Raw genomic sequence first — 2,227 nt, 5'->3', positions numbered from 1 at the left:
ATCCATGGGCGGGATGGCGGGGATCCGGCCAGATTTCGAGCCATCCCGCCCATGGATATCCCCCCACCAGGGTCAGGTGACCGCGTGGCGGGTGGCGTAGCGCGGCTCGCGCCAGACCTCGGTCGTGAGGATGTCGGTGAGTACGTCGACGGCGTCCCACACATCGGCGTAGCCGACATAGAGCGGAGTGAAGCCGAAGCGCATGAGGTCGGGGGCCCGGAAGTCGCCGATCACGCCGCGCTCGATCAGCGCCTGCATCGGGGCGTAGCCGTCCTCGTGCCGCAGTGAGACCTGGCTGCCGCGCACGGCGTGGTCGCGGGGGGTGACGACCTCGACGTGCTCACCGACGCGGGCCTCGACGAGCTCGATGAAGAGGTCGGTCAGGGCGAGGCTCTTCGCCCTGAGCGAGGCGAGGTCGACCCGGTCCCAGATCTCGAGGCTGGACTCCAGGCCGGCATAGCTGAGCAGGTGCGGCGTGCCGACGAGGAAGCGGGTGATGCCGGGCGCGGGCGCGTAGTCGGGCGTGAACGCGAACGGTTCGGCGTGACCGTGCCAGCCCGACAGCGGCTGACTGGCCGAGTCCTGGTGCCGGCTCGCGACGTAGATGAACGCCGGCGCGCCGGGCCCGCCGTTGACGTACTTGTAGGTGCAGCCGATCGCGAGGTCGACCCCGCACCCGTCGAGGTCGACCGGCAGGGCACCGACGCTGTGGGCCAGGTCCCAGATCATCAGCGCCCCGGCAGCCTGCACCTGCGCGGTGACGGCGGCCATGTCGTACATCCGGCCGGTGCGGTAGTCGACATGGGTGAGCACGACGGCAGCGACGCGTTCGTCGAGCACGTCGGCGAGCTCGGGACCGTCGGCCCAGATGAGCCGGTGCTCGTAGCCGCCGAGCGTGCCGGTGGCGCCCTGCATCATGTAGAGGTCGGTGGGGAAGTTGTCGCGATCGCCCACCACCACGTCGCGACCGGGACGCAGCCCGAGGGCGGCTGACAACGCCTTGAACACGTTGACCGAGGTCGAGTCGCAGACCACGACCTGGCCCGGGCCGGCACCGATCAGGCCGCCGACCCTGTCGCCGAGAGTGCGCGGCTTGTCGAACCAGCCGGCGTCGTTCCAGCTGCGGATCAGTCCCTGTCCCCACTCCTGGGTGACGACGTGCTCGAGATGTGCCGCCGTGCGGGCGGGCAGCACGCCCAGGGAGTTGCCGTCGAGGTAGATCACGCCCTCGGGCAGCACGAACTCCGAGCGGAAGCTCGCCAGCGGATCGCTCGCGTCGCGGGCGACGCAGTCCTCGCGAGTCACCTCGGTCATGTCTTCTCCCTCATCGGACCTCGAGTGCTGACATGGCCGCCAGCACCACGCGCAGGTGGGGCACCTCGTGGATGCGCAGCATGTGGGAGCCGCCGAGGGCTGCCAGCACGGCATAGAAACCCTCGGCCTTGCGGAACTCGTCACCGAAGATGTCGTAGCTGTGGGGCACGACGTTGCAGACCGGCGCGCCGAGCGGCCGCAGCCGGAAGGTCTGGGAGAGGACTCGCGTCTGGTGGCGCGCCCGGCCCAGAGGGTCGAGCAGGTTGCCGTAGTGGAAGCCCATCCCCGGGTCGATGACCACGCGCTCGACACCCAGCGAGCGGGCTCGTTCGAGGCGTACGCCGAAGTGCTCGAGCAGCACCGGCATCGGGTCGGCGTCGGGGGGCGTGTCGGAGGCCTCCCGCACATTGGCGACCTCGCCGAAGCACATCACCACGGCGGCGTCGTGCTCCGCGGCGAGGGTGAGCATCTCGTCCTCGTGCTCGCGGCCGGTCATGTTCAAGATCTGGGCACCGGCCTGCAGACATGCCCTCACGACGTGGGGCTCGTAGGTCTCGACCGAGACGATCGCGTGCTCGGCCAGGCCCTCGATGGCGGGCACGAGGGTCGCGATCTGGGCGTCCGCGCCGACCCGGGCCGCCTTGGCGTTGCTCGACTCAGCGCCCAGATCGATGATCGCGGCACCCTGCGCGGCCTGGATCCTCCCCATCCGTACGGCGTCTGCGGGCGACGTGGCCACGCTCTCGCGATAGGTCGAGTCGCGGGAGAGGTTGACGCAGCCCATCAGCGTGACCGGGCCGTCGCCGACGACGACGTCGCCGTGCGGTCCGGTGAGCACGACGGGCGTCACCGGCGCCCGCCACGCGTCGGCGTAATCGAGATGGAGCGAGCCGAGGTCGGCGAGCGTGATCAC

Annotated in this window: 2 protein-coding genes; both read right to left on the bottom strand. The window is 70.3% G+C overall.

Annotation, left to right across the window (positions count from 1 at the left end; translation table 11 throughout):
- Nucleotides 1–72: 72 nt before the first annotated feature.
- Nucleotides 73–1,314, bottom strand: coding sequence for a kynureninase (gene kynU, locus RMO85_RS08880; protein WP_310528365.1), 1,242 nt, complete (start codon nucleotides 1,312–1,314; stop codon nucleotides 73–75).
- Nucleotides 1,315–1,324: 10 nt separating this feature from the next.
- The coding region (locus tag RMO85_RS08875) for a dihydropteroate synthase (protein WP_310528364.1) at nucleotides 1,325–2,227 on the bottom strand (903 nt) is incomplete at its 5' end.

The sequence above is a fragment of the Nocardioides sp. genome, assembly GCF_031422975.1.
Classification (GTDB): domain Bacteria; phylum Actinomycetota; class Actinomycetes; order Propionibacteriales; family Nocardioidaceae; genus Nocardioides.
This window is presented reverse-complemented; position numbering and strand designations above follow the sequence as displayed.